Annotated in this window: 24 protein-coding genes and 1 riboswitch; of the genes, 21 read left to right on the plus strand and 3 right to left on the minus strand. The window is 43.5% G+C overall.

All coding sequences use genetic code 11. The features are described 5' to 3' along the window. Positions 1 to 11 precede the first annotated feature (11 nt). The 3 genes from L5M49_RS00535 to tsgA all read left to right on the plus strand — a co-directional run bounded on the left by L5M49_RS00535 (position 12) and on the right by tsgA (position 2,638). Entirely contained in the window at positions 12 to 407 is a 396-nt protein-coding gene (locus tag L5M49_RS00535; RefSeq protein WP_028760301.1) for a YcfL family protein, read from the plus strand. 300 nt (positions 408 to 707) lie between these two features. Next, the gene (deoD, locus tag L5M49_RS00540; protein ID WP_012196924.1) at positions 708 to 1,412 is read left to right on the plus strand and encodes a purine-nucleoside phosphorylase; all 705 of its coding nucleotides are present in this window, start codon (positions 708 to 710) and stop codon (positions 1,410 to 1,412) included. A 50-nt stretch (positions 1,413 to 1,462) separates the two neighbouring features. Continuing rightward, a complete protein-coding gene (gene tsgA / locus L5M49_RS00545) occupies positions 1,463 to 2,638 on the plus strand; it encodes an MFS transporter TsgA (RefSeq protein ID WP_028760299.1) in 1,176 nt (391 codons plus the stop codon). 67 nt (positions 2,639 to 2,705) lie between these two features. Here the strand turns inward: tsgA and L5M49_RS00550 are convergent, their stop codons facing one another. Next, positions 2,706 to 3,386, minus strand: a complete 681-nt coding sequence (locus tag L5M49_RS00550; protein ID WP_263265242.1) for a Crp/Fnr family transcriptional regulator — start codon at positions 3,384 to 3,386, stop codon at positions 2,706 to 2,708. A gap of 197 nt (positions 3,387 to 3,583) precedes the next feature. Further along, a riboswitch (TPP riboswitch) is annotated at positions 3,584 to 3,722 on the plus strand. A gap of 54 nt (positions 3,723 to 3,776) precedes the next feature. Here L5M49_RS00550 and L5M49_RS00555 point away from each other — a divergent pair. From L5M49_RS00555 to L5M49_RS00615, 13 genes are all read left to right on the plus strand, one after another. Next, a complete protein-coding gene (locus tag L5M49_RS00555; RefSeq protein WP_263265243.1) occupies positions 3,777 to 5,996 on the plus strand; it encodes a TonB-dependent receptor in 2,220 nt (739 codons plus the stop codon). Positions 5,997 to 6,093: 97 nt separating this feature from the next. After that, positions 6,094 to 6,354: a hypothetical protein gene (locus L5M49_RS00560; protein ID WP_028760297.1), complete on the plus strand. Its 261-nt coding sequence runs from the start codon at positions 6,094 to 6,096 to the stop codon at positions 6,352 to 6,354. 46 nt (positions 6,355 to 6,400) lie between these two features. Next, positions 6,401 to 7,054 (plus strand): nicotinamide riboside transporter PnuC, encoded by a 654-nt coding sequence (gene pnuC / locus L5M49_RS00565; RefSeq protein WP_263265244.1) that lies wholly within the window; start codon positions 6,401 to 6,403, stop codon positions 7,052 to 7,054. Next, positions 7,054 to 8,181: a phosphotransferase gene (locus L5M49_RS00570; protein ID WP_263265245.1), complete on the plus strand. Its 1,128-nt coding sequence runs from the start codon at positions 7,054 to 7,056 to the stop codon at positions 8,179 to 8,181. Before pnuC ends, L5M49_RS00570 begins: the two co-directional genes overlap by 1 nt. Before the next feature lie 193 nt (positions 8,182 to 8,374). Further along, positions 8,375 to 9,232, plus strand: a complete 858-nt coding sequence (locus L5M49_RS00575) for a DUF6279 family lipoprotein (RefSeq protein WP_263265246.1) — start codon at positions 8,375 to 8,377, stop codon at positions 9,230 to 9,232. Positions 9,233 to 9,313: 81 nt separating this feature from the next. After that, a complete protein-coding gene (locus L5M49_RS00580) occupies positions 9,314 to 9,907 on the plus strand; it encodes a DoxX family protein (RefSeq protein ID WP_173245356.1) in 594 nt (197 codons plus the stop codon). Positions 9,908 to 10,092: 185 nt separating this feature from the next. Next, positions 10,093 to 10,641: an NAD(P)H nitroreductase gene (locus tag L5M49_RS00585; protein ID WP_263265247.1), complete on the plus strand. Its 549-nt coding sequence runs from the start codon at positions 10,093 to 10,095 to the stop codon at positions 10,639 to 10,641. A 30-nt stretch (positions 10,642 to 10,671) separates the two neighbouring features. After that, a complete protein-coding gene (locus tag L5M49_RS00590; protein WP_131525839.1) occupies positions 10,672 to 11,169 on the plus strand; it encodes a GNAT family N-acetyltransferase in 498 nt (165 codons plus the stop codon). 193 nt (positions 11,170 to 11,362) lie between these two features. Further along, on the plus strand, positions 11,363 to 11,986 hold the full coding sequence (locus L5M49_RS00595) for a 2OG-Fe(II) oxygenase (protein ID WP_028760290.1): 624 nt from the start codon (positions 11,363 to 11,365) through the stop codon (positions 11,984 to 11,986). Positions 11,987 to 12,417: 431 nt separating this feature from the next. After that, positions 12,418 to 13,023 carry a GNAT family N-acetyltransferase gene (locus tag L5M49_RS00600; protein WP_173245348.1) on the plus strand — a complete coding sequence of 202 codons (606 nt, stop codon included), beginning with the start codon at positions 12,418 to 12,420 and terminating at the stop codon, positions 13,021 to 13,023. A gap of 19 nt (positions 13,024 to 13,042) precedes the next feature. Further along, positions 13,043 to 13,507, plus strand: coding sequence for a GNAT family N-acetyltransferase (locus L5M49_RS00605; protein WP_173245345.1), 465 nt, complete (start codon positions 13,043 to 13,045; stop codon positions 13,505 to 13,507). Between the two features lie 32 nt (positions 13,508 to 13,539). Continuing rightward, entirely contained in the window at positions 13,540 to 13,944 is a 405-nt protein-coding gene (locus tag L5M49_RS00610) for a hypothetical protein (RefSeq protein ID WP_105252762.1), read from the plus strand. 327 nt (positions 13,945 to 14,271) lie between these two features. Next, positions 14,272 to 14,667 (plus strand): hypothetical protein, encoded by a 396-nt coding sequence (locus tag L5M49_RS00615; protein WP_168823966.1) that lies wholly within the window; start codon positions 14,272 to 14,274, stop codon positions 14,665 to 14,667. Between the two features lie 66 nt (positions 14,668 to 14,733). On the opposite strand, the gene L5M49_RS00620 is transcribed toward L5M49_RS00615, so the two are convergent. Then, positions 14,734 to 15,549: a substrate-binding periplasmic protein gene (locus L5M49_RS00620; RefSeq protein WP_263265248.1), complete on the minus strand. Its 816-nt coding sequence runs from the start codon at positions 15,547 to 15,549 to the stop codon at positions 14,734 to 14,736. Between the two features lie 137 nt (positions 15,550 to 15,686). Between L5M49_RS00620 and L5M49_RS00625 the strand changes: the two genes are divergently transcribed. The 4 genes from L5M49_RS00625 (at position 15,687) to L5M49_RS00640 (ending at position 21,596) form a co-directional block, all read left to right on the plus strand. Continuing rightward, positions 15,687 to 16,784 carry a DUF2157 domain-containing protein gene (locus tag L5M49_RS00625; RefSeq protein ID WP_263265249.1) on the plus strand — a complete coding sequence of 366 codons (1,098 nt, stop codon included), beginning with the start codon at positions 15,687 to 15,689 and terminating at the stop codon, positions 16,782 to 16,784. Then, complete coding sequence (locus tag L5M49_RS00630; protein WP_263265250.1) at positions 16,771 to 17,934, plus strand: DUF4401 domain-containing protein; 1,164 nt, start codon at positions 16,771 to 16,773, stop codon at positions 17,932 to 17,934. The genes L5M49_RS00625 and L5M49_RS00630 overlap by 14 nt, the downstream gene beginning before the upstream one ends. Beyond that, a complete protein-coding gene (locus tag L5M49_RS00635) occupies positions 17,934 to 18,449 on the plus strand; it encodes a GDYXXLXY domain-containing protein (protein ID WP_126492131.1) in 516 nt (171 codons plus the stop codon). Before L5M49_RS00630 ends, L5M49_RS00635 begins: the two co-directional genes overlap by 1 nt. A 312-nt stretch (positions 18,450 to 18,761) precedes the next feature. Beyond that, the gene (locus L5M49_RS00640) at positions 18,762 to 21,596 is read left to right on the plus strand and encodes an ExeM/NucH family extracellular endonuclease (protein ID WP_263265251.1); all 2,835 of its coding nucleotides are present in this window, start codon (positions 18,762 to 18,764) and stop codon (positions 21,594 to 21,596) included. Between the two features lie 692 nt (positions 21,597 to 22,288). Here L5M49_RS00640 and L5M49_RS00645 read toward each other — a convergent pair. Beyond that, on the minus strand, positions 22,289 to 22,531 hold the full coding sequence (locus L5M49_RS00645; protein ID WP_028760280.1) for a thioredoxin family protein: 243 nt from the start codon (positions 22,529 to 22,531) through the stop codon (positions 22,289 to 22,291). Between the two features lie 743 nt (positions 22,532 to 23,274). On the opposite strand from L5M49_RS00645, the gene L5M49_RS00650 reads away from it, so the two are divergent. Continuing rightward, positions 23,275 to 24,591: a hemolysin family protein gene (locus L5M49_RS00650; RefSeq protein ID WP_263265252.1), complete on the plus strand. Its 1,317-nt coding sequence runs from the start codon at positions 23,275 to 23,277 to the stop codon at positions 24,589 to 24,591. Positions 24,592 to 25,287: the final 696 nt, after the last annotated feature.

Raw genomic sequence — 25,287 nt, forward strand, 5'->3', positions numbered from 1 at the left:
AGGAGAAATATATGAAACAAGTTTATACAGGGTTATTACTGGCCGCAGCGCTTACCTTAGGTGCTTGTGCCTCACATACCGCAGGGATTTCAGTGAGCTCACTGGGTGAAACCCGCGTCGATAATTCCAGCTTTGCCAGAGACATTGCGGTACAGAGTGTGGATGCACGCCGAGTCGGTGATTTAGTGCAGGGCTCAGCGTTGATTGTTAGCAAATCCTCTTCCGATATGCGTGTGCAATATAAATTCACTTGGTACGATGCCAGCGGCTTTACTATCGAAGATGAAGCGACCAGCTGGAAATCGGTAAAATTACACGGCAAACAGCAATTGCAAGTCGGCGCTGTTGCACCTAATGCCCAAGTGGTTAAATTTGATGTATACGTGCGTGAAACCTTTTCAAACTAAGCTTGAGTTTACTTCTGTTTAGTTTATTCCGTGTTTAATTGATTTTTTGATATTAAACCCGTTCTAAAAAGGCTTACTTCTTTTAAGGAGTAAGCCTTTTTATTCGTTTTACATCAACTTTTAGTGATCTTAAGGTCATTCAAATGTTATAAGCTTTCGTCTTTTTGACCTTGAAAGTTGCGATAAATTACCCATTTTTAAGCAAAAAGGTTTACGGCAAGGTGAAATCCGGACTTTAGTCCTAAATACATTCAGTGATTGAGCACTACTATCAGCATATTACCACATGAGGATAGAAAGATGACTGCTCATATTAATGCTCAACCTACTGATTTTGCTGAAACTGTTATTATGCCGGGTGATCCACTCCGTGCTAAATATATCGCTGAAACCTATCTCACCGATGCCGTAGAAGTCACGAATGTTCGCAATATGCTTGGTTACACGGGCTTTTACCAAGGACAGCGTATTTCCGTTATGGGTCATGGTATGGGTATTTCATCTATGGTGCTCTATGGCCATGAGCTGATTAATTATTTTGGCGTGAAACGCATTATTCGTATTGGCAGCTTAGGTGCAACACAAAAACATGTACAAATGCGAGATGTCATTTTAGCCCAAGCCGCAGGCACGGATTCACCTACTAACGCTAAGCGTAGTAGCGGCTACCAAATGGCAACTTCTGCGACCTTTTCTTTATTGCATAAAGCTTATACAACAGCGAATGAGAAAGGTATTAGTGTAAAAGTTGGCAATATATTTAGTGGTGATCTTTATTATGATCCTGACGAAGATATGATCCCCGCACTTGAGCGTTTCGGGGTATTAGGTATTGATATGGAAGTGGCGGGGCTTTATGGATTGTCACACCAGCAAGGTATCGAATCATTAGCCATTTTAACGGTATCGGATCATTGTTTAACCGGTGAAGAAACAACGGCCGAAGAACGCCAACTCTCTTTTAATAATATGATCGAGCTCGCGTTAGAAACCGCCCTCAATTAGGTTTAAAGCCTTCCTTTGAACCCTTAGCATTTCACTTATGGAATGACATAATGAATAATAAAATTACTTTAACAGCCATCAGTTTTCTCGCCAATTTTATTATGGCGGGCTTTGCGACCCAATTTGGGATGTTGATTGAACCCATAGCTGAAAAATTTGCCGCTAATGTTAACGAAGTTGCATCAATCTTTTCATTGCTCAATGGTGGTGCACTCGCGGGGACGATTGCAGCATTTTTCTTTATTGAAAAAATGGGTATCAAAAGAATGACCTTGATAAGTTACAGTCTGGTTGCTCTTTCTGCTCTGGCTTTACATCTAACCAGTTCCCTACAAGTTGTGATGGTAGCAATGACCTTAATTGGTTTTTGTGGCGGTATCGGTCTATGTATTGCTGGTACGATTGTGGTGTCTGTGTGGCAAGAGAAATTACAAAGCACAATGTTAGTGGTGCAAGATGCGACGTTTAATATTGCAGGCGTTATTTTTCCATTGATAACGACTTATGCATTAACAAGTTCATTATCATGGAGTTATAGCTATTTAGCCGTAGGTTTAGTGGCGTTCGTTACAGTCATTATTACCTTGTTCACTCATTTCTCTATTTGCGAGCAATCTTCTACAACACAAGAGAAACAACAGTCTGAATGGAATCTCGGTATTATTAGTGGAGGTATTGGTTTATTTTTAGGAATGCTGGCTTTATATACTTTTTTAACTTGGGCACCTTTATTTGTAAAACAAAAATTTGATATTCCGTTTGAAGATGCCGGTAATATTATTACCCAGTATTGGTCCGCTGCGCTAATTGGGGCGTTAATTTCGACTGTGATTGTGACTCGTGTAAAGATTCACCATTTCTTAGTTGGTATTATTGCTTTAGCTATGGTGATCACCGCTGCCATTGTCAGTACCAATAATCTTAATTGGATAGCTTATTTAACCTATGGTTACGGTTTTGTGTGTGCTGCTCTTTATAATGCATTTATTGCTTATGGCGTGTCTTTTGTAAAAAAAGCCAGTAGCAAAAATGTGTCATATATTCTTATTAGTGGAAGTGCAGGGGCGATGTTTAGCCCAGCCATCAGTTCTTTCTTTGAACGTATTATCGGATTACAAACAGTGATGTATGTGATACCTCTGCTTTACGCAGCGATATTTATGCTATTGATCGTTTCAAGTCGGATGAAATCGGCTATGGAACAACACTCGCCATCGGTAAGTTAATTTACCTGTGCATGCATCCCACACTCGGTTGTTAAATTAAGTCGAGTGTGGGTTATGTTGAAAGCGGTTATATACCTGCTTCAACAAATTTCTTGAGTGCGTTGAGATCACAAATCCGAATGCCATCTTTTTTCCGCTCAATTAAGCCTCGTTCCTCAAGATTTTGTAGTGCCCGACGGTAGACTCGGTCGGTAGTACCAAATCGTTCAGCCTCTAAATAGCGTTTACTAAAGCCATCTACGGGCAAGTCATTTAAGTATTCATGATAAATATCAAATGCCACGTTATAACTGATGGGATAGAGCAGTCGCCGAGTAAAAATATCCACTGTGTCTTGGTAGTCAATCGCAATTGCACTAGCGAAAAATAGCGCGAGTTGAGGATGCTGACCTAGGCAATGTTGTAGTTTTTCAGCGCTAATCAACATGATTTCTAAGGGTTCACTGGCAATAATGTCTAGTTGACAATGGTACTGGGTGAAGAACTCCATTTCGCCAAACAGCTGTGAATCACAATCAATAGTACCTAATTGAAAACACCGACCATTTCTCGCGGTATGGCCGAGTGATACGCGACCTTGCTTCACCAATACAAGTGATGCCATCGCTTCCCCCTGCATCATGAGGTGAGCGCCTTTTTTGAGCATTTTTATTTCGCTGATACAGCTAAGTACAACCGCTTCAATAAGTGGATAGTCTTGCTCCCATCGCTGGCTATAACGTCCTTTCGATAAAGGTTTTAGCTGCATCGACTATGATCCTCTTACTGTGTTCGAAATTGCGACCTTCTATAGCATTATCATGATAGGCGGTCAAATGGACGAAAGGATTTAGGCGGCTACTAAAGATATTTTCATCATACGAACTGAAGGGCAGTGGTTTTCGCGACATTTAATTGAATCGCAGAGATAAGAGTGCCCACTTTTTATTTCCGTCATGTATACTAGGCGCCGCCAAGGGGTGTTTGTTGTGCATTAATGTTACTCTGATTTTAACGTTAACGGCTGCAAACTGAGATGTCATCTGACGAACCCTTAGAACCTGATCCGGCTAATACCGGCGTAGGAATGGGCCAATCAACAGCACACTTCTGAATCGCTTATTCGTTGCCGGATCTCAAACATTATATTTGAGGTCCTATGTTAAACCGTAAAACGTCAAACCATCAATCTCCATTCTCAACCGTATCGCCAAGCTTATTTTTAGCCCGAGCGCCGCTGGCGTTAGCCATCGCCGCAGCGCTGAGCACCCCTGTTTTTGCACAAACCGACGCTATCGATAAACCCGATCCCAGCACTGAGATGGAAGTCATGGTGGTGACGGCGGATTTTCGCAGTTCAAGCTTAGAAAAAATGCCCTCCAGCATTACCGTTATCGACAGTCAAAAAATTCAAGATGAAAGTGCGCAACACTTTGAAGATCTGCTTAATTCTATCGCCAATTTTAACTGGTCAGGTGGAAGCTCGCGGCCGAAATATTTTCAAATTCGCGGTGTAGGAGAGCAGGAACAATACCAAGGCGCACCTAATTCTTCCGTGGGTTACATCATAGATGATATCGATTTATCCGGTATTGGTATGGTGTCGAGCATGTACGATCTACAGCAGGTCGAAGTGCTTCGTGGACCGCAGGGGACGCGTTACGGCGCGAATGCCTTAGCGGGATTGATTTATCTGAAGAGTAACGATCCAACTGATGTGTTTGAGCATGGCGGCGAAGTGTCGTTAGGCGATGATGATTTACGCACTTTTAGCGGTTTCAGTTCTGGCCCATTAACTGATTCTGGCAAGCTGCTTTATCGTGTGTCAATGCAGCAACATCAGCAAAATGGTTACCACGATAACCTGTATTTAGGCCGTGATGATACCAATGGTCGCGATGAATTCAGCGGCCGCGCTAAGCTGCGCTGGTATGCGACAGATGATTTGCAGTTTGATTTAACTGTGCTGCATGCCGATTTTGATAATGGCTATGATGTGTGGAGTTTAACCAATTCACCAACTCAGACAACATCGGATCAACCGGGTGTTGATAGTCAGCGCACCACAGGCGCGGGTTTTAAAGCGACCTATTCTGGCGCAGAAAACTTCGAATTAACTTCGTTAACCTCTTTTGCCAATACCGATCACCATTACAGTTACGATGGCGATTGGGCTAACTCAGAATATTGGGCCTCTAAGCAATGTAATGATGACAATGGCAATCTGGCGCCGTGCCAATACGATTATTTTTGGGATAAAACGGGTCAGCGTAAAACCGCGTCGCAGGAGTTTCGCCTAACTTCTACCGAGCAGGGCCGTATTTTTGCAGAGAGTACTGATTGGTTGCTTGGTGTGTATGCCATGAATCTGAAAGAAGATAACCAATTGTATTCTGAATACAATACTTGGCCGGATGAAGTCTTAGACTCAGAGTATGAAGCGACAAACTATGCACTGTTTGGCCAGCTTGATACGGATTTGGGCTCAAATTATGCTTTATCTGTGGGGCTACGTTTAGAGCGCCGCAACAGCCATTACTCTGATACGAATAACGATAATTTCGACCCGAGCGAAACCATGTGGGGTGGTCATATTGCTGTGAGTAAAGTGCTGAACGACTCACACAATGCTTATGTCCGAGTCGCACGCGGCTACAAGGCGGGCGGTTTCAACATGACTTTGCCCGTCGAATTGAACGATAAAAAAGAGTTTAGTACTGAGACGCTCTATAACTATGAAATCGGCCTTAAATCCCATTGGTTAGCGGGACTTATCGATACTAATTTGGCGCTGTTCTATATGGACAGACAAGATCAACAGGTGGCTGCATCACAGCAAGATCCCGATAAACCACAGCGTTTTATCTTGTTCACTGAAAATGCAGGCAGTTCGAATAACTATGGCGCTGAGTTAGATGCAACCTGGTATGCCACGGATAATCTGCAAGTTTACTCAAGCTTAGGTTGGTTAGAAACGGCCTACGGTGACTACCAGTATCAGGACAAATATGGCACTGAGGTGGATTTAACTGGCCGCGATCTAGCCCATTCTCCACATCTTACCTACAGCCTTGGCGGGACTTATCGTGCTAATTCGGGTTGGTTTGCGAACCTGAATCTTAGCGGTAAGAGTGAATTCTATTATTCAGACAGCAATGAATCCCGCTCTGAACCCTACACTATCGTCAATGCCCGCGTGGGTTATGAGGCGAGCGCCTGGTCGGCATATTTATGGGGACGCAATCTGTTTAATGAAGAATACGGTGTGCGTGGCTTCTATTTTGGCAATGAGCCAGATAACGGTTGGGCGGAAAAGCAATATATTCGTTACGGCGATCCGCGTCAGATTGGCGTAACCTTTAACGTTAAGTTTATGTAATAGCTCATTTTAAAATGAGCATAATCATTTAAGTGTTAACTGAACTGTAGCCCAGTATTTGGGCTACAGCCTTACTTCAGAATATCAAGGAATTAAAATGAAACTGACCGCAGAAATTAGCATGTATCCCTTTAATGAAAATTACCTCGATCCTATCAAGTGGTTTATTGGCCGCGTGGATAGCTATCCCAATATCGAGCGCGTGACTAATGCGATGGCAACTCAAGTGTGCGGCGATTATTTAGATGTGATGACTATGCTAGCGACCGAGATGCAAGCGGCCCATGAGAAGTGGGGCAAGGCGGTATTTGTGTGTAAGTTTATCGGTGGTGAGCTGAATTTAGCCCACAGCGAATAATGATTGACCGCCATGTAAGCGACAAATAGGCAATGAGAACAACACTATGACAGATTTATGGTTAACCTTGGTCGAGAGCGTTAATACGGCCTTTGGTGAAGTCCATGTGATGACCGTATGGGAAGCCCTCGCGGTATTGTTGGCGATGGCATATTTACTGCTGGCGATGAAGGCCAGTGTGTGGTGCTGGGCGGCGGCCTTTGCCAGTACCGCCATTTACAGTGTGTTGTTTTGGAAGGTGTCGCTACTGATGGAGTCTGTGCTTAACGTCTATTACATGGCTATGGCGCTCTATGGATATTGGCTCTGGACCCAAGGTGGTGATAAGCATCAAGGCGTAAAAGTGACCACTTGGCCATTGAAAACCCATTTAAAGTTGATCGCAGCGACGGGCGTGATTTCGCTTTTGGTTGGTCACGGTATGGCGACGTATACCCAAGCCGCATTCCCGTATCTAGATGCGGCGACAACCTGTTTCGCCGTGATGACGACTTATTTAGTGGCAAAAAAGGTACTTGAGAATTGGCTTTATTGGGTAGTTATCGACATAGTGTCGATTTACCTTTATCTCAGCAAAGGCTTGATGCTGACATCCTTGTTATTCGTGCTTTATGTGGGTCTGGCGGTCGTGGGGTATTTCCTGTGGCGAACCGCGTTAGCCGACGCCCGTGAAGCTAATGCCTTGAAGTTACTCAGTTAATGCTCGATATAAACGCCTCGATGCAACGCTTAGCAGGCGAGCCATTCAAAGCACTTTACCCCATACTCAAAAGTGCAGGGCTAGTTAACGTGTTAAGTATTCATGAGCTTGCGGGCGGCTTAAGTAATCACAACTATAAAATCACTACGCCCACAGGCAGTTATGTGTTGCGGGTGAATGCCGATGCGGCGGACAGTTTTTGCAACCGTCAGCAGGAGCGTTTTTACTGGCAGCAATTGGCTCAAGCTAAACTTGCTCCTGAACTGTTGTGGGTGAGCGAAGATGAGCGTTATTACCTCAGTGATTTTATTGAAAGTGATTTTATTGAAAGTGATTATATTGAAAGTGACGATATTGAAAACGAGGTCTTAATCCACTGGCCAGCGTTAGAGCGCCAAACGAGTGCTGCTGATTTTGTGCTGGGGCAATCGACGTTTAATTATTTACAGTATCCGGCAGCAGAACAAGAAACGCACCCTAACCAAGCCCATTGTTTGTTATTGGCGTTATTGCTGCAATTACGCGATCTGCCTACAGGGCCTTATGCTATTAGCATCACTGAGCAGTGGCAGGAATATCACCAGCAAATGCTTGCCTATCAGACTTCTGCAACATTTAGTGAGTCAGTATTAAGGCGACCTGTGCCATTGAAGCAGGGTAGTGATATTGGTGATAGCAATACTCACGATTGGAATGAGCGGGTGGCTAAGCTGCTTGCAATTCAAATTGAAATCAAACATTGGTGTGATGAGTTAGCAGCCTGCATAATCAAGCCGCAGTTTTGCCATCGCGATCTTAATCCCCATAATTTGTTACTCAAAAGTAACCGCTTGTGTTGTATCGATTTTGAGTATGCGACGGCGTCGCATCCACTGTGTGAGTTGGCTGTAGTGTTAGCGACACATGCGTTAACGCCCTATCAGCAAAGTGTGTTGGTGAAACAGTATCTGAGTGGACATCCTTATGTTACTGCACAAGCCGTAACGGCAGTGCCTGCTGCCATTGACATGTATTGGGTATTTGCTTGCTACTGGGCATTATTGATGGCAGCGCAAACAGAACCCAGTCGTAGCGCCGACTACCTTGCTTGGTTTGATTGCTTCTGGCCGCTGATCACCCCCAAATAGTCATTATTGCGTGTGCTTAGTTTCCATCTGATGATAATGGTTCATTCCCTTATGGCATTGACCGCGCGATTGGTGGGACATGCGGGTAGAACATACTGAAAACCTTTATTAGACAAACTTGTTTGATATAAAAAGCAACTTTATATAGTCTCAAGCGTCTTATTAGCAACAATTCTAGGATGGATTATTCAGTATGAAAAAAGGCGTGATGCTACTTGTGTGTCTCTTAGGCTTAAGCGCCTGCTCCACTAAATTCAGTTACCATTTCCTCGACTGGGCCATCGGCTGGGAGCAAGAGGATTATGTTACCTTAGATAAATCTCAGCAAAAGGCATTCGATTCCCTCATTGAAAAATTTGTCATTTGGCATCAATCCAAAGAGTTAGCTCATTATGTGGTGCAATTGACCGAAGTCGAAGGCCTCATAAAAACCAATACGTTAACGCCAGTGCTATGGGCAGATCATGTGAATATTGCTAAGCGGCATTGGTTTCGATTGTTTGAGTTCGCCTTGCCCGAGCTTCTACCTATCATAATGTCTTTGTCCGATGAACAGGTGAAGCAGATCCTCACAAAATTACGGGAGGAAGAGCAGGAGCTCGTTAAAGAATTTGCGGGTAAAACCCCTGAACAATTACAAAAAGATGCCGATGAAAACCTTCAAACCCAATTTGATGATTGGCTTGGAAGTGTAACTGCGGAGCAAAAAGTGCTTATTCACCAATATAATCAACAGCGTTTATCCACCTTAGATATGTGGCTTGAGTACAGGCACGAATGGTTACGCCAGTTTGAGGTTGCACTAGGTCAGCGCGCTGATAAAACATTATTAACCGAGCGTTTGACCTTGCTGATGACGCAGCCCGATGAGCTTAAGTCAGAGCAACATAAAGTGTTTTTACGTAAAAATACTGAGGCATTTGGGACTTTGTTGTTGGCGATGAATGCGAGCTTATCGGAGCAGCAGTCTAAGCATTTTTATAAAAAGTTAGGTGGGCTCATTCAAGATCTCAAGGAACTGAATCAGGAAGCGATTGAAAAAGAAGCCTAGGTCATGAAAGATTTATTGCCTTGCTAGGGTCTATTTCTGCAAGCCAATAAATCAGCCTACTAACGACTAAATAGAGACCTTATGCCACTCGTATCCCTTTACCAGAAACTGCTCAATATGAGCCGCTATTTCGAAGGCTTAGCACCATTAGCCCTTAGGATTTACCTTGCACCTGTGTTAATGCAAGCAGGCTATAACAAGCTCGCTCACTTTGAAGATACGGTTGCTTGGTTTGCCAATCCCGATTGGGGCTTAGGTCTGCCAATGCCGGCGTTAATGGCAGGATTGGCGGCGGGAACTGAGTTCTTTGGCGCTATCTTGTTACTGCTTGGGCTCGCGACGCGACTGATTTCTATCCCTTTAATGGTCACTATGTTGGTCGCCGCATTGACTGTGCATTGGCCAAATGGTTGGTTAGCGATTGCCGATGGTAGCTCTTGGCTAGCCAACGACAGAGTGCTTGAGGCAGGGGATAAACTGGCGAAAGCCAAAGAAATATTGCAGGAGCACGGTAACTATGACTGGCTGACTAGCTCAGGTAACTTAGCTGTGCTTAATAATGGGATTGAGTTTGCAATCACCTATTTTATTATGTTGCTGGCGCTTTTTACCTTAGGCGGTGGTCGTTACACTAGCCTAGATTATTTCATCGCTAAGCGCGGTGGGATTAAGTAAGTCTTTCTGAAGCGGGCCCAATTGTTAACTGCATCGGATTTTCAAGCGCATTTAATTTTTAAGCACACTCGATGGTAAGTGCACTCAACAAGTTAAATCCCACTCAAGCGGTGGGATTTTTTTATGCCTCTTTGTCAGCAATTTGTTATGCTTGAGCGCAATTTATATCGAACTAGGATAAGAACTTGGACGCTATTGAACTTTTACTCACTCGCCAATCAACCCCGCGATTAACTGCTCCTGCTCCAGATGCGAGTCAATTAAAAATCATCTTAGATGCTGCCATTCGTGTGCCAGATCATGGCGCCCTAGCGCCATGGGAATTTATTATTGCCGTAGGAAAAGGGTTAGATACCTTGGCTGATATCTTTGTTGAGGCAGCGAAAGCGAGCGGCGCCGATGAGGATTTTGTCAATAAAGCTAAGGGTATGCCAATGCGTGCGCCTATGGTGATTACTGTCGTGGCAAAAACGCAGCAACATCCTAAAGTCCCCGTGCTTGAACAGCTCATTGCAGCGGGCTGCGCGACCATGGCGATGCAGCAGACTGCCTTCGCCTTAGGTTTAGGTGCCGTGTGGCGTACAGGGGATTTTGCCTTTGATTCGAATGTGAATGTTGCTTTAGGTCTTGAGCCACACGATCAAATCGTCGGCTTTTTGTATGTGGGTACGCCAGCGGTTACTGCTCCTAAGAAACCGCAAAAGGACGGCAGTCAGTACGTCCGTTATTTATAAATCCGCCCTCTTTTTTAGTGGAGAAATTCTATGCAAGTTGCGCGTACTCCTAGACTCATCCTGCGGCAGTTAACCCCAGCCGACGCTTCTTTTATGTTAGTCTTGCTCAACAGCCAAGGCTTTATAGAGAATATCGGGGATAGAGGAGTACGCACACTTGTGCAGGCTAAGGATTATATCGTCAATGGACCGATGAAAAGTTATGCCGAGTGCGGTTTTGGTTTTTATGCTGTAGTGCTCGCCGAGAATGGATTCACCATTGGCATCTGCGGTTTAATCAAACGGCCGACACTGGACAATGTCGATATAGGCTATGCTTTTTTGCCGCAATATTGGGGCAAGGGCTATGCATTCGAAGCGGCTAAAGCCGCTTTTGACTTAGGTAAAAGTTTAGGTATTGAGCGTATTGTCGCGATTGTTAGCAGTCATAATAGTGCTTCAAAAGCTTTGCTGAACAAACTTGGATTACACTTTGAGCGTTGTTTGCAGCTTAGTGATCATGATGCGCCTGTTGAACTGTTTGGTTAATGTTAACGTGTTGTTTATATAGGTTTTTATTTTATTGTAATTCCGTCTTCTTTATTCTAGAATTTCGCAAAATTTATCGTTGAGATATGGCAATCATATCTCTTATCGACGCCCCTCGAAAATCAGGCTCACTTAATCCCTCCTTGAGCCCTTGAGTACAGCAAAAGCGTAGCCCTTTTTTGGATGTAGCATAATGGTTTCGCAATTAAGTGAAGCAATGCTGGACGTGATCGCTGATGCCTTGGTAGACAAAGGCTATATCTTTTTATCTGACTTAGTTCCTTCCTGTATTAGCCAAGTACTATTGGAAAAAATTCAATCAACTGAAATATATGAATTAAAAGCTGCCTCTATCGGTCGAGGTTCTGAACAGCACTTAAATCCAGACATTCGCCGTGACAGAATACAGTGGCTAGAAGAGCAAAATGAGCCCGATGCCCAGTATCTTGAGTTGATGACACAACTCAAAAATGGCTTGAATCGTCGCTTGTTTATGGGCTTATTCGATTATGAAAGCCACTATGCGGTATATCAGCCTGGGGCCTTTTATAAAAAACATGTTGATGCACTTAAGGGCAGCCAAAATCGTATTTTAACCACAGTGTTTTTCTTAAATCCTGACTGGAAAGCGGCAGATTGTGGTGAGTTGATTATCTATGATGAAGCCGATATTGAGATTGAGCGCATCGCGCCTAAAATGGGCCATTTTGTGATTTTCCTCAGTGAGCGTTTTCCCCATGAAGTGACCAAAACCTTGGCCCAGCGTAATAGCATTGCGGGCTGGTTTAGGGTCAGTAACAGCGTGCATGGCTTTTAACTTTAGCTTTTAACTTCACCTGATAACAAACGCCTAAATACTGCCCACAGGTTTAGGTGTTTTTGCTCTTGATTGTCGCTTTTGGTCATAGTCATCATCAATCATCAATCATCAATCATCAATCACCAATCACCAATCACCAATCACTTATCGCGACTGCGCAATGTCATTGGCTATTTCTCGGATATTGATTGGCCATCACGGCGTGTTCTTCCGCAGCAGTATTTATTCCAACCTGTTTTAACTACCTTCTACTCATTTTTTCAATTTTTTTTACACTCTTAAGCTTTAGGTTATCTAAGCCGCCGAAAATGGAATGAATTTGTCCAATCATGCTGAAAATAGGGTGTTTTTTTATTCTCGTTTAATGTTAGGCTAGATAAAAACGTGCGCTACAACACACTTTTCTATCATCTAACGGAGGCGATACTGTGGGCTGTGAAGATAACTTAGGTTGTTTAAGTGGTGAGCATATTGTACTTGAGCCCTTATCTTTGTCCCATGTGGCGGCATTGAGTTTAGCCGTGACAGATGGTCAACTTTGGCGTTTATGGTTTACCAGTGTCCCTGAGCCAACTGAGATGAAGCTCTATGTGGCTAAAGCACTCGAAGAAAAAGCGCGAGGCCAGAGTTTTCCCTTTGCGGTGCGGGATAGAGTGTCAGGGGAAATCGTCGGATGCACGCGAATTTGCAACTGGGAGTCTGATAATCGCCGTCTTGAGATTGGATACACTTGGTATGCTAAACGTGCCCAGCGCACTGGGATTAATACTGAAGCTAAACTGCTGTTATTGACCTTTGCTTTTGAAACCTTAGACGCCATTGCCGTTGAGTTCCGTACTCACTGGCATAATCAAGCTTCGAGACAAGCCATTGCAAGACTGGGCGCTAAGCAAGATGGTGTATTGCGAAATCATAAGATTCTTAAGGACGGTACGATCCGCGATACCGTGGTGTATTCCATTATTGATACCGAGTGGCCAACGGTGAAAAACAGTCTGCAATTTCGATTGCGACAACGACCGTCAACACTCTAATGATAAATAGGAAAAGCCCATGGCAAGCATCATAACTCGAGTAGATGTGACTCATGTCCATGAGGTTGCAGTGTTATTCAATGAGTACCGACAGTTTTATGGGCGTAGGGATGATCTCGCGGCTGCGGAGCAGTTTATTTATTCAAGAGTGTCAGATGGCTCATCGGTGATATTTATAGCTAAAGATAATCAAGGGCTTGGATTAGGTTTTATTCAAATGTATCCCAGTTTTTCATCGTTACGTTTGGCCCCTATGTTGATCCTCAATGATGTGTATGTGACTCAACATGCCCGATGTGTCGGTATTGGGCGGGCATTAGTGCTACAGGCCGCCAGTTATGCCAAAGCGCATAATATGAGTTATTTGATGTTAGAAACACAGCAAAAAAACCAGCGCGCGCAGGGCTTGTATGAAGGTTTAGGCTTTGTGCGTAACCAAGATTTTTATATCTACGAACTTGAGCTCCACCGAGGGCTTGAGTAGGTTTATTTATGGCGATTAAAAGGAAAAGTAACATGTTAACTCAGGTAAAAACGTTAGTATTAGGTGGTTTAGTCTTAAGTGCCAGTACTGCAGTTTGGGCTGATGAAGCAGAAAAAGCGTTTAGTAAAGAAGCCATTGAATGTGCCGCTTACTATCAAATTAGCTCAGAAGCCATTGGCGCGATGAATGCACCGCAAATGCAGGCCGTGGGTGAGCGTTTAAAAAGTTCTAAAATTGAGTCTGAGAATTTAGCTAAGAAATACAGCTCTGAAGCAGAGGTCACTCAAGCGGTTGCCGATGCTAAAGCCCGTCAAATCGAAAGCTTAGGTGGGTCAAGCAACTTAGGTGCGTTAATGGGTAAATATAAAGAAGAATGTAAAAACCTGTTAGCCGATCCACAAAAGCGTTTAAATTATTGGACTATGGCGACTATGTAATCGTAGGTTTTAGTCAGGGTAATCGTTTACGGATTGTGAAGAAAAGGAGCCTGATGGCTCCTTTTTGCTTAAAGCACAAGCACTAAGGAGCTGATGGGGGCATTCATATTGATTCGGTTTCCACCATAGATTTTCGCCCTGTTTGGCTTAGGGGCTGAGAACCTAGTTGCTTATTTTCGCTCGGCTGAAACTCAACCGCAGTTTTTAGGGTCCTAGTTACATGGTCAAGTATTTAAGCCTTGGTTTTAAATTCTCCCCAGTTTTAAATTCTTAGTTCAGTTTACGATATTCAAAGATAATCAAATATGAGTACTAAATGGGAGCACTATGGTATTAACAATAATGGCAGCGACTGTTTTGAGTGCTGGAGTCTGTGGGTACCATTTAATCTATGGTAAGCGGGTTTTATTGGCGCCACTCTTGAAGGCAAATGTGTCACAGCAAAGCAAGCAAATGCTACTGTGCTTATTTCACTGCCAATCGGTATTTTTTGTGGTTTCAACGGCTGCACTTTTAGCCTGTGCACTTAAGGTTATCCCTGGGATGTATGCCTTTAGCCTGTTGTTATTCCTCGGGATGAACTACGGGATCTTTGCGATTTGGCAGTTTTACATTGCCACTCTGAGTCCACCAAATAGTGGCCAGATGCTCATAGTGCAAGCGCTGATTTTCTTGCTCATTGGTATTTTGGCTATGCTAGGGCCACTTTTGTCTGCCGCGTAAATTGCTCATGAGAACTTGATAAATCATCGCGATTGAAGCATCAGAGTTTGAAAAACAAACAGCGAATTATGGGGTTAATTGAATACCGTATTGGGCGGCGAGTTCAGCGAGTTTACCATTATTGATGAGCAGTTCAATCCAGTGTGAGAGCCTTTTGCTATCGAGCTGTGAACTGGGGTTAAGTAAAATGCCATTAGCGTATTTTCGATCCCATTTATCTGATATTAAAAGTAATTTTCTATCTTCTGGATGAACCTTTAAATAATACTGCAGGTAAGAGTTAGTCACGGGTGCTATGTCGGCGCGTTCACGTAGAATGCTTTCGATAGAGGCGTTATTGTGACTGACGAACAAGGGACGAAATTGCTTTGCCAGCGTATTCGCATCGGTTTCAAAGTGGGCAAACTGGTAGTGATATCCTTTGATGAACGCAATTGACTTGTTGGTTAAGTTTTTGAAATAGCTTTGGTTATGAGCTTTAGTTTTAAGTGCAATAAAGACTTCACCATCTATCATATGTAGCGGAATAAACTGAGTCGCTATTTTTTGCCATCCCCAAGCGGGATTCTCAAAGAGCATCATGTCGAAGCGACCTAAGGAATAGGCTTTATATCTGTGCTCAATACTGGTGACGGCAAATTTAAAGACCACTTCTTGTTGTACTTGATTTAATGCATTAATGATATCGAGTGTGAGACCTGTGTAACGGCCGTCTTGTTGTTGATGGACATAGGGAGCAAATTGATAACCACCGACATGAATTGTCGGAATTGACTTGGGAATCGCTGGCGACTGAACTTTATCTTGGGCGATAGCCGCGGTAAATGCGCTAATGCTTAAGGCTAAACAAAAGAGTAGACGACACAACTGGCTCAATATCATAGTCACCCCTTGTTATTTTTAGCATGAATGATTTTTTACAAGTATACACAATTTAATTTGTTCAATGCTGTCGATAAAGTGCGAATTTTAAATCTGTCATAGTAAGCTAGCGCAAACAGGATGAGGGAGATTTCACATTGAGCAAGATAAAATCTCAAGTGTGTGGTTGGGTTGAACAGGGACATATCACGCAAGAGCAGGCGAATAAGCTTTATCGACAGGTGACAGTCTTGCCGGATGGGTCGAGTTGGCGTCGCTTAATCGCTCATTTATTACTCTGGTTCGGTGCGTTAAGTTTTGCCTGTGGGGTGATTTTTTTCTTTGCTTATAATTGGCAATCTTTGGGGCGATTTGCCAAATTTGGACTGATTGAAGTGGCGATAATACTTGCTATCAGCGCATTTGCTTGGCTCTATTATCGTGCCAACATTTATTCCCCTGTTAGCCCTTATCGTAAAGACAGCACTTTTGGTGCGACGACCGCCAATGGCGTGCTACTGGCCGCAAGTGTGTTAGTCGGTGGCTTATTAGCGTTAGTTGGGCAAACCTATCAAACGGGCGCCGATCCTTGGCAGTTATTCGCGCTATGGGCATTCGTTATCTTACCCTTTGCTTGGGTGGCGGGATTTGATGGTTTGTGGCTGTTGCTGGTGGGATTGCTAAACCTCAGCATAGGGATATTTCTGGATTCCTTTTCCCATTTCTGGGGATTATTTTGGGGCGCTCAAGGACAATTGCTGATCTTTATCTGTTTGAATTTAGTTATCTATTATGCTTTTGTACTTTTAGATCACAAAGTCGCGGGGCGCTGGCATGCGCCAATCCTTGAATATGCCTGTTCATTGTTTGCTATGGGCTGTTTTACTTGGTTAATCACTTGGCTTATTTTCGACGATTTCCTTGAACGTGATAGCTTCAGCACTGGGATTTTCTGTGGTTATTTTGCCCATCTGATATTCGGATTCGTTATTTTTCGTTATAGATTACCACGCATATATCCCTTGGCCTTGGGCGGTTTTAGCCTGATTGCCGTAGGCGCCGCGTTACTGATAAAGCTGATGTTTGAGGATAATGACCCCATAGGTGGATTTTTGTTTATTGGGCTTTATATCATTTTGGCAAGCACAGGTTTGAGTATTTGGTTGAGGGAGCTAAGCCGGAAACTTAAACCACAGTTTGTAAGAATCGCCACCCAAGGGAGCGTGGGCGTGGGAGATGTTCATGAGCAACAATAATGGTTTACAGGATAGCGAAATGATCACTCGACCCTGCACTGATAGTGTTACGTCAATCGACGCTTCGAGTGAATTAAGTCTAATCAAACACTGGCAAGCTTTGTATGCCGAAGGCAATGTTAGTGCAGCTCAAATGCCAGAAGACCATGATATCCCTTGGTATATTGCCATTATGCAGGCGTTTGCTGCTTGGATAGCGGCGTTGTTTTTATTGAGCTTCATGATGGCAGTGTTTGGTGCCATTTTTGAGCATGTTGAAGAAGATGTCATTTTATTTATTGGCTTAACTTATTTAGCCTTGGGGATTGGGCTGTATTTTTTACCGCGGCAACAGATTTTTATTGAACAATTTGCTTTTGCCGCCTGTTTGAGTGGTTTGATCAGTGTGGCATGGGGATTATTTGATTTAATTAACAATGATTTTAGCCTCACATGGTATCTCTGTATGGCGGGTATTACATTGTTATTGTGGGGCTTGATTGCCCATGGGCTAGCCCAGTTTGTATTCGCTTTTTGCTTAAGTTGGTGCGTGATTGGCCTGATGGCAAAATTTGAACTGCTCAATTTTAGCCCGAGCCTTTTTGCCGTAGTCATTAGTCTAGTGTTATTAAATATCAATCAGTTCGGGCGTCATTATCGCAGGTCTCGGATGCTCATCTATGGTTTCGCACTCGCGTTGCTTTCGTTGCAGTTGATGCACGCTTTTAGTATGGACAGTATTTTTGAAGCCTTATTTAGCCCTTGGCAGCAAAGCCTGTGGCTGACACTGACTCATCTGTTGATTATTTTCGCTATTTGCGGATTTTTATTGGTGACAATCTTGCGCGAGCGCCAGCAATCACTAAGCTCACCAGCGGCGCTAGGGTGTGTTATCGGTTTAGTCATCGTTAGCGGTTTATCCTTACCTATGCAGGGTTTATCAACGGCTATTCTATTGATCTTGCTTGGCCATTATTGCAACGAGTCTTGGTTGAAAGGTATGGGAATTGTGTCGGCGCTACTGTTTGTCAGTGGATATTATTATTCCTTAGAAACAACACTACTGCTGAAATCTGCTTATTTGATGGGTTTAGGCGCGCTGTTGCTGGTGGCAAGGATGCTGATGTGGCGGTTATTTCCTGCCAATGAAAATGCCAAGGAGACTATGTGATGGGCAATGTGATGGGAAAACTGGCGGCTTCACATAAATGGGCGCTGGGCATAGTACTGTTCACGACTGTTGCGATTCTCGCTGGCGTGAATTGGCGGATTTTCAAATTCGAACAACTGCTTAATCACGGTCAAGTGGTGCGCTTTGCATTAGCGCCAGTCGATCCGCGCTCGTTAATGCAGGGGGATTACATGGCGCTGGAATATGCCATTGCTCGCGATGTGCGTAGCGCCTTAGCGCCGCAACAAATGCAGGGTCAGTTGTTGCTGGCACTAGATGGGCAAAAAGTGGCGCGTTTTATGGATTTTTATACTGACCAAGCGTTGGGTAAAGATCAACTGCGGGTGCAATTTCGTGTTCGTGGTAATCAAATCAAGCTCGCATCGAACAGCTTTTTCTTTGAAGAAGGGCAGGCCGATCATTTCAGTGCGGCTAAATACGGCGAGTTTAGGGTGAACGCCCAAGGTGAGTTACTGCTGGTCAATTTACTCGATGAAAAACTTGAGCCCTTATAGCCCTGCGTCGGGGCTTTCATCCATTGGCTCTGCTTATTCTGTTAAGAGCGATTTATCCCCATCACATTGATTATTTCTGGCCGCATTTGTAATGAGCGGCCAGCATTCCCCGTACTGCTTTCTTCCTAGTTCTGATCGCTAAATCGCACCAATAATATCAACCTTAAGTTGCAACTTTGGTGCAACTAATTTGTAACCTTGGTCGCCTATAGTATCGTCAGTGTTCGAGGTGACATCATCTTGAAGCATCTAAGCACATCAATTAAATCGCAATTCAATACAAAATATAAAACAATACATTTAGGGGTCTCAATGTTTAACACTAAAACTGTGCTGGCGTTAGCCATCAGCAGCGTTTGTGGGCTTGCCCATGGCGCGGATAATTTGATCATTTCAGAATACGTCGAAGGCAGCAGCAACAATAAAGCCATCGAACTGTATAACCCAACTGCGGGCGTGATTGATTTAAGCCAATACCAATTGCGTTTCTATTTTAATGGCAGCACCAACGTTGGTACGACCATTACGCTTACTGGCTCATTAGCCGCGGGGGCGACGTATGTAGTTGCCGATAACGACGCGTCTGCTGATATTCTTGCACTGACCAATCAACAAAGTACCGCCAGCTTCTTTAACGGCGACGATGCGATTGAACTGACTTATCAAAATCAAGTGATTGATAGTTTAGGTCAAGTTGGTGTCGATCCCGGTGCCGAGTGGGGTAGTGGTGATTTATCCACTCAAGACAACACCCTGCGCCGTAATCCTGAACAGCTAATTGCCGATCCCATCAGTGACGATGCGGTCAGCTTTAGCACTTGGTTAGGTTTTGCGAAGGATGATATTTCTGATCTCGGTAAATTCAGCGCTGGCACGCCAACCGATCCCGTTGACCCGCCACCGAGTTCTTTAGTGTGCGGCGAAGAAGCCACAGCAATTCATGCGCTGCAAGGCGCGGGCGCTGCCAGTCCTCTTAATGGTCAAACCTTAGTGGTTGAAGCGGTTGTCGTCAGTAATCAAGAAGCCGGTCTTAAGGGCATTTTTGTACAAATGGCTGATAACGAAGCCGATAGCGATCCACAAACCTCGGAAGGGGTGTTTGTGTATACCGGCACTGCGCCTACCGCGTATGTGGCGGGCGATCGTATTCGTTTAAAAGCCAAAGTCACTGAATACCAAGGCTTAACTGAACTAACGACGGTATCAGATCATAAGTTGTGTGCCACAGGTCAAGCATTGCCAACGGCGGCTGTGGTGACCTTACCGGTTAACAGCAGTGATGATTTTGAGCCATTTGAGGGCATGCGTGTTCGTTTCAGCCAAGATTTAGTGGTGAACGAAGTCTATAACCTAGGGCGTTACGGCGAGATTTCATTAGGCAGTCAGCGCCACTTTATTGGTACGCAAGTGGCTGCGCCGGGCGCGGATGCGCTGGCAGTGAGCGCGGCTAACCAACGTGACAGTATTTTATTGGATGATGGGTTAACGGCGCAGAATCCTGATCCTGTGCAATTCCCCGCTCCTGGTTTGAGCGCGTCAAACACTGTGCGTGTAGGCGATAAAGCCACATCGCTTACGGGTGTAATGCACTATGGCTTTAATTTATATCGTATTATGCCAATCGAGACGGTGAACTTTGTAGCGGAAAACCCACGTCCAATCGCACCAACATTGAATGATGGCGGTAATCTAAAAGTCGCTAGCTTTAACGTACTTAACTACTTCAATGGCGATGGCCAAGGTGCAGGTTTCCCAACCGCGCGTGGTGCCAATACCCTAAGCGAGTTTGAGCGTCAAAAGGCGAAGATTGTCAGTGCCATGGTGGGCATTAGTGCCGACGTATTTGGCTTGATGGAAATCGAGAACGATGGCTTTGGCGCTAACTCAGCCATTGCTGATTTAGTCGCAGGTTTGAATGCCGCTGTGGGTGAAGCGCGTTACGCTTATATCGCGCCAACAGGCATGAATGCGATTGGCACCGATGCCATCACAGTTGGCTTGATTTATCGTAGCGATAAAGTCACGCCGCAGGGCGCTGCACGCATTCTATCCAGTGCCAATTCGCCATTAGATAGCGATCAAAAGCCCCTATTTGACGACAGTAAAAACCGTCCAATGCTGACCCAAGCCTTTAGCGTGAACGGCAGTGAAGAGGGCGTGGTTGTTGCGGTTAATCACCTTAAATCTAAGGGCAGTGAATGTGCGGGCGATCCTGATCTCAATGACGGTCAAGGCAACTGTAATATCACTCGTACTCGTGCGGCGACGGCTGCAGGTCAATGGATTAGCGAGCAATATCCAGATCAAGGTGTATTGTTGATTGGTGATTTGAACGCCTATGCGAAGGAAGATCCATTAACGGCCTTAGGTAATGCAGGCTTTAGTGAGCTGTTTGCCAAACTTGAAAAACCGAACCCTTATTCCTATGTATTCTCGGCTGAATCGGGTCAGTTGGATCATGCTTTAGCAAACGCTGCCTTGTTAGATAAAGTGGTGGATGTGACTGAGTGGCATATCAATACCGACGAACCACGTGTATTGGATTACAACGAAGAGTTTAAGACGCCTGCTCAAATCCAAGACTTATTCGCTACTGATGCGTATCGCTCATCGGATCACGATCCTGTAGTGATTTCACTCTTGCTCGAAGCGGAAAAAGTCGCGCCAGTGGCCAGTTTCACTCAAGTGGTGAATGGTGCTGCAGTGCAACTGACATCCACTTCAACCGACAGCGATGGACAAATCGTGTCTGCCGAGTGGAGCTTTGGTGATAACACTGTGGCAGTGGGTGAGGTAGTGACTCACAGTTACAGCCAAAGTGGTGAGTATCTGGTCACGCTAACTGTGACTGATAACGACGGCCTAACCCATAGCACGTCGCAAATGGTGACAGTGGTTGCTGATAACGTGAAACAATCACCCGTTGCGCAAATTCAGCGTATCAATTTACTGTTCGTCGATATGTTTATCTCGACTAGCTACGATACAGATGGCGTAATCAAGCAACATAAATGGACGTTCGACAACGGCACCCGCGCTAACGGTCAAGTGGTATTACGCCTTGCCCGCCGTGGACAACACACAGTTGAACTGACCGTTAAAGATAACGACAAGTTAACGGATACCACAACGTTGACGTATCGTTAAGTCAGTCCTTGTATTCCGTTGATTTTAAGTGACGCCAAGCCCGCAGCCGCGGGCTTTTCTTTTTGCCCAAAAGCAAAATAAAGTTGTTGTCAGTTGTGACGCATCAATTTTCATTGTTTCCCCAGTGACTCATCACCTCTTTATTTAACAAGAAGCCTCCCTGAGGGCTCTAACAAAATATCCCTGTTTTAGAAGGTTACAGGTGCAACAATGCCAATCTTAACTAACTCTTCTGCTGTTCGTTTAGCTAAAAAGCTATTGCCCCAAAGTTTACCACAGCTTGAAGTTCAGCCATTTGTTGTCTGATAATTTGAGATACATAAAGTAATGACTACCAAAAAGTAAGGCCTGACCATCAGGGATTTCATAAACCGTTACAGTTGATCAGACTTTGAAGTGATTCTCGGGAGCAAAATCTAGTATTTGGCGTTAGCTTTGGGTTAAAGCGCTTCTGCCCCATTCTTAATTGAAACCAGTAGACTCGTCGTATCAAGCTTGGATATTGACTGACCTTTGTTAATGAGTATTGTTGTGCTTACAGCTATTTGGGAAAAATAAGGTAACAAATCAACAAATAATAATGTGTGATTTTTCTTTGTTTTCTATATGTATAGAACGTTAATTGGGATCTGAGGTGACGGTAAAACAAGAAAGTAATCTGTTGATTTATTGAGCAGTGATAATGCAACAATTCAGCGTAAAATGTTTAGCCATGATTCAACCATGTATGGTTGGGGAGTAGAGCCCCAATGCATTAATCTTTCGTTAATAACAACTGCTGGTGAGCTCACCACTCTATAGTCCATCATCACTTCTGGATTTGATTCCATAATCAAGTTAATACTGATGCCACGATTAGTCGCTATAGTAGTGATTAACGCTGCTGTACTTGTGCATTTTGTGCATCCATTGCCCAAAATTTTTATGTATAGCATTTTTACACTCTCACAAAATGGATCATTCACTCAGCGCCACTGTTATTGGAGATAGGATAAGGACACTTTGCAAAAATTCACTTCAATGTGATAACGGTTAAAATCTATGTGCGCACTATGCCTTTTGGTTTTATTCTAATCAACTAGAGCTTCATTAAAATTTAGGTGTTTTTCTTAAATTTTTGTTAACCTTAGTGTGCTTAAGTAAGGTAAAAACGTAAGTGCTCCATACAACTGATGACCTAAGTAGTCTTCACTACTCATACACTTAAGCTATAATTTTTTAATATCAGAGCTTAAGTATTCGTACTAATTATGTTAATTACTAATACTTTACAACTCTCTCTTTTCGTTTAATATGCGAATTACAATCACTTTTTTATGTAGGATTATGGACCCTCACCGACGATACGCTGTAACTTCATTTGTTGCAGCCATTATCAATAAGCATTGTCTTTCCATTTATTTCAATGAGTTAAGACAAGTATCTACACAATCAAATACACGGCTAATCAAAAAGTTGATAGCAGGTAGTAGATGGTTTGTTCTGAGAATTTCAAATCATACCCCAAGCCCGTTCTGGGAAAGGTCCTTTCGTTATATTCTTTTGTTTTTTAAGAAGATTATTTCATGAGTTGTATCTAAGCTATCTTTCGATATTTAGCTGAGCTCATTGAGTTTCAGTATCAATTGTCTATTCATTTTTTCTTGTTCAACTTAAAGCGGAACCCAGAGCCACGACTATGGAAATTTTTATTCTTATTGGTTTGATTGTGTTAAATGGCTTATTTGCTATGTCGGAAATCGCCATTGTGACTGCTCGCAAGTCACGGCTAACTGCCCTTGCTCATGGCGGTAGCAGCACTGCTAAAGCAGCACTCAAACTGGCAGAAGATCCAACGCAATTCTTGTCAACTGTTCAGATAGGCATAACATCAATAGGGATCTTAAACGGAATATTTGGTGAATCCATCCTCGCCGAACCTTTGTCACTTTGGCTTCAGACTTTTGGTCTAAGTCCAGATTTAACCAACATCTTTTCAACCGTTCTAGTGGTTATCATTGTCACTTATGTGTCAATTGTCATTGGTGAGTTAGTTCCCAAGCGAATTGGTCAAGTTAGTGCGGAAAGGATTGCCTGTCTAATGGCTAAACCAATGGTATTTCTAGCAATAGCAACCAAACCATTTGTATGGATGTTATCCGGTTCAACTCATGCTCTTATGCGTCTAATGGGATTTTCGCATAGACTTGACGACAATGTAACTCAGGAAGATATTCAGGCAATGTTGCAGGAAGGCTCATCTTCTGGGGTGATTGAGCACAATGAACATGCGATGGTTAAAAACGTTTTTCGATTAGATGAACGTACTATTTCTTCATTGATGGTGCCACGGTCTGATATTGTATTTCTCGACTTAAACCTGCCTCTTGATGCAAATCTGCGAACTGTTATGCAGTCTCCTCACTCACGATTTCCTGTTTGTCGTAACAATGTTGATGATATGGTGGGTATTATTTCAGCTAAACAACTCCTTTCACAGTCTATCGCGGGTGAACGTTTAGAACTGGTGGATCTCGTTAAGAATTGTAACTTTGTACCCAACAGCTTATCTGGAATGGAGCTACTTGAGCATTTTCGTACTACAGGCTCGCAGATGGTGTTTGTTGTTGATGAATATGGTGATTTGAAAGGGCTGGTAACGCTTCAAGATATGATGGATGCACTGACTGGTGAGTTTTTTCAGGAAGATGTGAATGATCAGATGGTGATAAAAAGGGAAGATGGCTCATTATTACTGGATGGTCTAATCCCTATTTTTGACCTAAAAGACGCTTTAGGTATAAAGCAACTGCCAAATGAAGAGGATGGGCGTTATCAAACGCTAAATGGATTTTTAATGTATGAATTAGGGAAAATACCTCAAACCACAGATATTGTTGAAGTTGCAGGTTGGCGACTCGAAATTATGGATATGGACGGTAAAAGGGTAGATAAAGTCCTTGCTCAAATGTTACCTGATGTTGATTCTTCAGAAGAATCTATATTTGTTGATTGATAAATTCAAAAGCATAATAGTTGTCAGCTTTAGTGCAAAAAACACGTCTAAAGAGCGACCAACTAAATCTGCTCGGTGAGTCGAGCATTAGCCATAAATTTCCTCATGGTTGTTTTACTAAAAATCGTGCCCGTGAATCACTCTACATCAGACTGATTCACGATATCCCCAATGCCCCGTTTGCAGCTATTCTGGGGCGCTTTTTTCCCTTGAGATGAATCAAATCTTTATAGAATTGATTAATGTCCCTGTTATGCCTATTCCGACTAGTAATATCGAGAGTTGATTAATTTACAGTCAACAGAGACGTTACTAATAGAATAGCTAATCCGAATCTGACTAAGCAGAGTGAATTATCTAACAAGGTTTTGTCCAAAAGTATGTTACGTATGCCTTTTAAACCTACAGGTTACGCGAATGCTCGAAAGGTGAGCCGTGGTGATTTGCGATACGACAGTTCGCCCTCCATGGCTCTCGTTCATAAACTTAGAATCCCTAGGCTTCTATTCACCCTGTCGACGAGCAATACGATGGCAAGCTTATATGAGTAGGTCAAACCAATATGCGCTCCACGATTTAAAATGGCTGGCCTAATTTATTGCCCATCATTTTTTATCGGTCATTTTAATTAGTTTTTATTGGCAATATATATCTATTAAAGCTATATCATTTAGTTTTTCACTTAGTCGCTTGAGA

It is taken from the genome of Shewanella sp. SM74 (assembly GCF_025653725.1).
Lineage (GTDB): Bacteria > Pseudomonadota > Gammaproteobacteria > Enterobacterales > Shewanellaceae > Shewanella > Shewanella oncorhynchi.